We start from the raw sequence: 6,908 nt of genomic DNA, 5'->3' as shown, positions 1-6,908 counted from the left end.
CAGTCTGGTGCCTTATTTGGGTGAGTTGGAGGAAGGCTTTAGTGGTTCTTGTCGCAGCACGGAATTGGAAGACCTGTTGTCACTCGTTTATTTGTACGCCGTGCACCCACGTTTTGATACCAATAGTGTGGCCTCTTTCCGCAAGCGGCAGGAAAATGTGCTGAAGAACATGCTCAGCACGCCGTATTACCAGTTTGCCGACCTGAAACAAAGGGTGAAATATGGCACTACTCCCCGCCGAGGGCTCAACCGCCTGGAGGATTTGCCCAAACTCAGTAGCCAGAGTCTCAAACAAATTCACCAGGAGCGTTTTGGCGACCTCAGTGATTTGTTGCTGGTATTTGTCGGCGATTTTGAGCTGGATCAACTGAAAAGCCTGGCCCAACGTTACCTCGGCAACCTTCCCGCCGCAGGGCGACAAGAGAGTTGGAAAGACTTGAAACTGGATCTCAAACCCGGTCACATCGACAGCATTTCACGCGGCGGTCTGGCACCCAAAACCCTGGTCGAATACACCTGGCACGGTACTTTTGACAACACAGCCCAGGAGCGTTATCGTTTCAGTAGCATGGTCAGCGCCTTACAAATTCGCCTGCGTGAAGTGCTGCGTGAACAAGAAAGTGGCATTTACAGCCTCAGCTTCAATGGCAATGTGGAATACCACCCACGCCCAGTGTACCGGATCACCCTGGGCTTTAATACCGAACCCGAGCGCGATGAGGAATTGATGCAAAAAGCGATTGCCGCGATTGATGATTTTTGCAAAAATGGCCCGGATGAGCTACTTTTGCAAAAAATAAAAACCACCCAGCGCGAAAACCGCCAGAAAAGTGAGCAGGAAAACAGTTTTTGGCTGGCCCAACTGCACCAACGTTACAAGGAAGGCATCGCACTGGACGGCTTAAAAACGGAGAAATACCTGGAACTGGTCGAGGGCCTCAGCGCCAGCGCAATACAAACCGCAGCGCAACGTTACTTCGACAATAAAAATCGTATTAAATTGGTTTTGAAACCACAAGGGGCGATAAAAAAATAAGTACTTATTTTTGCCCCATTACCAATGTTATCATGAGAAACTTACTTCCACTTTGCTTCGTACTCGGCCTGGCTTTTGGCTACTTGCAAACGGGTTTTGCCCAACAAGCCGACACCACCACCCTCGAATTCCGTACCAACCGCTGGTCGGAACAATTGGCGAAAGACCTCAGTCTGACTGCTGACAAACTCAAGGATTTTAAAACCATCCACCTGGACTACGCCCAACAAATCCAGCAAATGCGCAAAAATGAAGCGATCAACATAGAAGAAAAGCGCAACAAGTTCCGGGGTTTGCTGCTTGCTCAACGCACCGAAATTGAGCAATTGTTGAGCGATGAGCAGTACGAGTTGTACGTGACCAAGGCGGGGAATTGGTACCGGAAGGTGAGTGTGGGGGAATAGGATGGGCTTGATTAATTGATGCCCGCTACTCCGGGCATTTCATCAATTCAATCACCAACTCCTCAAATCCCGGCAGCGTTCTATACGCATAATCCACCTTCCACTTGCTTTTGAACTTGTAATTCACCTCCATAAAAGGCTTGGTCGGCGGGATCACCCGCCCGATCGTTGCATCGTTCTTACGCGTTTCAATCCGTACTGGAATATTGCGGTAGTACTGGAAATACTCAGGATGGGTAAAATACCCCAGCGGAGTCACATCGTAAGGAATGAAGCCCTCCACACCAAAAAGCTGCTTCGCCCTTTGCTGCCAGGGCTCCAACATGGAGTACAACCAGCGATCGGCCTCATTGCCAGCCTTCAAAAATTGAACATCAGGTTTGCCAATCAGCAGATAAGCGCTGCACTCAAAACCTGAAAAAACCACTTTTACCCCCGCATCCAAAATCACTTTGAAGGACGCCACGTCTTTTTCAAAATTGTAATCGGATACCGTGCTTTTTTGCAGACCGGGTTTGAAAGCAAAGCCTTCCGTACGCCCCGCACAAAAGACAATCTCCTTCATCTGTTTGGCCAATTCGGGGTGGTTTTTGATCACCGTAGCAATATTGGTAGCTGGGCCCAAGGCCAGAATGTCAAGTTTTTCTTTGCGCAAAGCCTCAGCTAGGGCTAGGGTCGCCTCATTTTCAACTCCCAAGTCAGCTGCTTCGGGTGAGCCTTTGTAGACCGGAATGTTGCGCTTGGGCGCATACCAGTTGAGGATTTTTTTGGTGACGTCGTAGCCATAATCCACATAAGTAATGGTGCTGATGCCCACAATTTCAATGGAGGGCAGGGCCAGGGCCATGATCAGGGTTACGCCGTCGTCAACCTCGCGAGGGGCACGTTCGGGCAAGCCGATCATGATGTCGGTGTCGAACCAGATGCGGCGGGGGGTAGTTTGTGCAAAGTTGATTTGGCTAAAAAACAACAAGGCAATGGTGGTAAAAAGATAAGCTGATTTCATAACTAAAAACTTAGAATGGTTGGGTGATAATGGGTGAATGCCGACTGAGGTGTCCCTTAAGTGTCTTTGGTTTCTAAGGTGGTGAAAAAAATAAGACTTTCTTTTCACCACCTTAGAAACCTGAGGTACTATAGGGCCACCTAAGAGATACATGCGTAATGTTTGAGAATATTGAGGTTGAATTTTTTTTAGGACACCAGCTGCCGAATTGCCAATAAAGTCAGCGCTTCTTTTTCAACGATGCTCATACTCAGTGGCAGTTGCCCCACACCATAAATCCGCCGCAGGATTTCCACTGCTGCAAAATCCTGACATAAAGCCACATCAAACACACCATACTGTTCCTGCAAAATGCCTGCGGCCGCTGCCCATTCCATTCCACAAAAGCACAAATGCGCCAAGCACACACCCAAATCAAACTCGGCATCGCCCTGGAAACAAAACTCTGGATCGATGACAAAAACACCCCGCTCGGTGCGCAACCAACTCCCTGGGAAAAAATCCCCGTGCAATAAAGTATCACCATCGGCCAGGTAGCGCAGTCCCAAGGCCATGGTTTTTTCGTGCAAGCCAGCTTGCTGAAAAATGGTATGCTGCGCCAATGCCTGTAAACCCTCCTGAATGCCATCCAGATTTAACCCATTGTCCGACTGAAACGGGAAATCAAAAATGTGGAAATGGTTCAGCTCCCGCATGGCACGGTTTTGGAACTTGTCCTTGGGTGGGGTTTCTCGGCTTTGTTGGTGCAATGCCCGTAAAAACTGGAGCAAGCTGGCCAATTCTTCCGCTGGAATGGGGCCTTTCTGCTGGTAAAAAGTGGTGAAATCAGCCCCAGCTCCCAGGTCTTCGATCATTTGCAAGTGATCATCCGGGGCGAAATACAACAAACGGGGTAGCATTTCCTCTACTCCTTCCCACTGGGCCGCAGCTTTAAAAAATGCTGCTTCCATCGCTGCCCGTTCTACCGGGGCGGCAATGCTGGGGTATTTTTCCACGTATGGCCGTGCCTGCTTGAGGATGAAACTCCGCAGGTTGCTTTTGATGCGCAGGGTGTAGTTCATATTGCCTTCCCCCGCTTTTTCAGCAGACAAAATTGCTTCTTCCGGGTCTAAAAGGCTGCGCTGCTGGAGCCAGGAGTTGATGGTGTTGAGTTGGTGTTGGTCTAAGTGCATGGATCAGAAGTTAAAAGAGGTTGAGGGAGGTTGAGAAGGTTGAGGAAGGTTTAGGCTACCGCGAGCGTTTTTGACATTGCCACTGTCTAAGTCGCTCGCGGTAGCCTCAACTCCTCAACCTCCCTCAACCTTCCTCAACTAAAAAATATACCGTACCCCAAACTGGAACTGCCGCGGTGGCGAAGCCGAATACAAACGATAAGTATTCGAGGACTTAGGTCCAATCTGGCTCAGGTTGCTCACGGTGCGGGTGGTGTTGTAACCCGACCAGTTTTGTGCGTTCAAAATATTAAAAATGTCTGAACTGAACTCTATCCGATGGGTGCCGTGTAGCTGCAATTGGTAGCGAACGGACAAATCGAAGGTGGTCGCCCAGGGCAAACGGTCGTTGCTTTTGGCTTCGCCGGGCCAGCGGTCGGCGGGAAGGCCAAAACTTTCGCCATCTCCATTCAAATCGGTGGTGCCAAAGACTGTCGCATCCGCTACGCGGGTGACCGGTTGCCCACTTTGGATCAAAGCCGTGGGTGAAATCAACAAACCCTTAAGCGGTTGGTACAAAATCACCGCGCTCATCAGGTGGCGACGGTCATTCTCATCCCAGGCGTATTCGGCCTCAAAGTTGTTGGAATCCTGCGCCCGGGTATTGATGCTGCTGGTGTTGCTTTTGGTCCAGGACAAGGTGTACAAAAAGCGGTAACCAATTTTATCGTCACCAATTGATTTTTGGAGCATGAAGTTCAAGGCGGAGTAACGCGCGATCCCGGCAGTTTCGGTGACAAAGACGTTGCGGGCAATGCCGCGCAAGGTATCATTGCCAGGAGCTACAGTGTAAAACCCTGCTGCATCGCGGGAAATGGGAACGGGGCGGCTCAGGTCGGCGGCAGTAGTGGTTCGCACTTTGAAATCAGCGGGATTTTCAAACACCCAGGGTGAAGCTGCATTCAAATTGCGGATGATGTACAAGTTATTGGTGCGGGTATGCACGGCATCGATCAAAAACAAATGCTCATCAGTCAATTTCTGTTGGAAGCCCAGGGCGTATTGGTGGGAGTAGGGATTCTGAAAACCATTGGGGTTCATGATCCGCAGGTTGTTGCTGAACTGTTGCTCCCGCCGCGCCTGCAATTCATCAAAACTAGGGCCCTGCAAAAAAGCCACATTGGGTGAAGTCGCCCGGATATTGCCCGCAAAAGTGACCCGATCGAGCTCGGCATCCGCAGACAATATGCCCGCTTGTTGGAGCATGGCCAGTTGCTTTTTGAAGTCCTCAGAGTCGCTGCTGAACTGCAGGTTATCGCTGTATACTGAATATTTGATCTTGTCGTAATAAATGCCGTAACCGCCGCGGATGACGCTGCGTGGGCTGAGTTTGTAATTGAAACTGGTACGTGGACCGAGGTTGTTGAAGTCCCCTTTGGTGCCTCCTGCCTTGGATAAGTTGTCATAATCCCAACGCAGGCCCAGCGAGAGGTTCAAACGGCGATTGACCGACCACTGGTCTTCCAGATAGGCACTGTAGACCTGTTGTACCGTGCCGAAAGAAGTTGGGCGCAATTCCACATCGTAGGTACGCACGTTGACATTGGTCGGTAAGTCCTCCACATTGAGGTTGGCACCTTTACCTTTGCTGCGCAAATCGGCCAATTGTTGATCGGTCAAACGTACGGTATAGGTGCCATAAGGGTTGCCACCGCCCAACAATTGAAAGTCAGAACCGATCCATTCCACCCCAGCTTTGAACAAGTGTTTGCCATGGCGGTATACCCACTTGTTTTGAATTTGGTGGGTGTATTCAAAATCGTCAAAAATAGCTCCTGATTGCCCAACGATGGCAATGGCGGTACCTTGTGGGTTTTGCACCGTAACCGAAGGAGTTGTTTCATTCACCGGCTGGCGGTAGTTCCAGCGGAAAAAACTGTGCTGATAGTTCAACTCACCGCTGATTTTGCTGCCAACTTTGAACTGATTTTTGAGGGCAAAAAGATAGGTCTCGTTGTCCTGGGCAGAGCTGGCTGAAGGGAACAAAATCCCACCTTCCAGGCCACCACCCTGGCGCTGGTTGAAAAAACGGCCTACTTGACCCCGGAACGAAGTGCGCCAATTGGGCGACCATACGTGGTCAATTTTGGCGGAGCCGTAAGTAAAATTGTTGCGCCCTTGTACAATCTCATTGACTCCCAATTGGCTTACATTGAGCAGGTTGTCTTTGAAATCGTAAGTTTGCTCCAGGTTGAAATAAAAGAAGGTTTTGTCTTTTTTGATGGGGCCACCGATGGCGGCACCGATTTGGTGGCGTTGGAAGCCGTCCTTGACCGGGTTGCCGTACAAATCCAGGGTTGCAAAAGAAGAAGGGGCATCTACAATGGAACCCGGGCGGGTCAGGTAAAAGGCTTCGCCGGTCCAGTCGTTGGTACCCGAACGCGAGAGTACATTCACGATGCCATTGCTGGTATTGCCCCACTCGGCGGAGTAATTGTTGGTCAACACGGTGATGTTTTCCACAAAACCCACCGGCGTATTGAATTTCATGTTGCCCAAAAAGCGCTCATTGTTGTCCATGCCATCAATGAGGTAATTGGTAAAAATTCCGTTCAGGCCATTGATGCTGATGTTTGGCCCTTCGGCGTAACCCAGGACGGACACGGTGACGTTGGGCAAACGAAACAAAGAACGGGTGACATCCCGACCTTCGATGGGCAGGCGTTGCAGCTCGTCTTTTTTTATTTGACCTGAAACAGCAGCATTTTCAGTGTTCATGCGCACCAGAGAAGTGCTAGAGATCAAAATTTCTCCAATCGAGGCGGTTCTTTGATTGGGCAAGTTGAAATTAACCGTGAGTAGGCCCTCTTTGGCTTTGATGTCGCCGAGAATGGCGGCCTGGTAAATTTTATCGTCGAAGGAGTAGATGAAGTAAGTTTTGCCGACACTCAGGTTTTCGAAGAGTATCATGCCTTTGGCATCGGTTTGAGCGGAGTCGACCAATTGTTGACTTGCATCGGTGCTGAGGTAAATCCATTTTTCGGTGATGGGGATGTCTTCTAAAAGTGAACTGACTTTGACTTGAAGACTACTTTGCGCCCAAAGGCTGCTACAAAACAGACTAAAGAGGAGCAAAAAAGGTATAGGCTTTTTCATAAACGTCTCTGTGTTTTAATGGCACAATTAGGTGAAGGGCACTTGCGTAGGATTTTTATAATATTGCAAGTTGCCTAAATGGCGTACGTACTTCCTTGAGAAATTGGATTGCTGAAAGAAACAATGGTAGCGCAGGAAAGTTTGGGGATTTGGCT

The 6,908-nt window shown here is 49.6% G+C and carries 5 protein-coding genes; 2 read left to right on the top strand and 3 right to left on the bottom strand.

The annotated features are described in order from the left end of the window. Together ACEW9O_RS08965 and ACEW9O_RS08960 are read left to right on the top strand one after the other, a co-directional pair. Positions 1 to 1,036, top strand: a 1,036-nt coding sequence (locus tag ACEW9O_RS08965) for a M16 family metallopeptidase (RefSeq protein ID WP_373549812.1), incomplete at its 5' end; no start/stop codon positions are given. 32 nt (positions 1,037 to 1,068) lie between these two features. Further along, complete coding sequence (locus tag ACEW9O_RS08960; protein ID WP_373549811.1) at positions 1,069 to 1,440, top strand: hypothetical protein; 372 nt, start codon at positions 1,069 to 1,071, stop codon at positions 1,438 to 1,440. Between the two features lie 25 nt (positions 1,441 to 1,465). Here ACEW9O_RS08960 and ACEW9O_RS08955 read toward each other — a convergent pair whose 3' ends face one another. From ACEW9O_RS08955 to ACEW9O_RS08945, 3 genes are all read right to left on the bottom strand, one after another. Beyond that, positions 1,466 to 2,446, bottom strand: a complete 981-nt coding sequence (locus ACEW9O_RS08955; RefSeq protein WP_373549810.1) for a nucleoside hydrolase — start codon at positions 2,444 to 2,446, stop codon at positions 1,466 to 1,468. Positions 2,447 to 2,634: 188 nt separating this feature from the next. Further along, on the bottom strand, positions 2,635 to 3,618 hold the full coding sequence (locus ACEW9O_RS08950) for a phosphotransferase (RefSeq protein WP_373549809.1): 984 nt from the start codon (positions 3,616 to 3,618) through the stop codon (positions 2,635 to 2,637). Positions 3,619 to 3,756: 138 nt separating this feature from the next. Beyond that, positions 3,757 to 6,753 (bottom strand): TonB-dependent receptor plug domain-containing protein, encoded by a 2,997-nt coding sequence (locus ACEW9O_RS08945; RefSeq protein WP_373549808.1) that lies wholly within the window; start codon positions 6,751 to 6,753, stop codon positions 3,757 to 3,759. Positions 6,754 to 6,908 lie beyond the last annotated feature (155 nt).

Origin of the sequence: Haliscomenobacter sp. (assembly GCF_041740695.1) — a bacterium.
Classification (GTDB): domain Bacteria; phylum Bacteroidota; class Bacteroidia; order Chitinophagales; family Saprospiraceae; genus Haliscomenobacter.
The sequence above is the reverse complement of the archived record's forward strand: the minus strand, read 5'-3'. Positions and strand labels throughout refer to the sequence as shown.

Coding starts and splice junctions, on each gene's coding strand:
- ACEW9O_RS08945 (WP_373549808.1), bottom strand. CDS start 6,753: ATGAAAAAGCCTATACCTTTTTTGCTCCTCTTTAGTCTGTTTTGTAGC.
- ACEW9O_RS08955 (WP_373549810.1), bottom strand. CDS start 2,446: ATGAAATCAGCTTATCTTTTTACCACCATTGCCTTGTTGTTTTTTAGC.
- ACEW9O_RS08960 (WP_373549811.1), top strand. CDS start 1,069: ATGAGAAACTTACTTCCACTTTGCTTCGTACTCGGCCTGGCTTTTGGC.
- ACEW9O_RS08950 (WP_373549809.1), bottom strand. CDS start 3,618: ATGCACTTAGACCAACACCAACTCAACACCATCAACTCCTGGCTCCAG.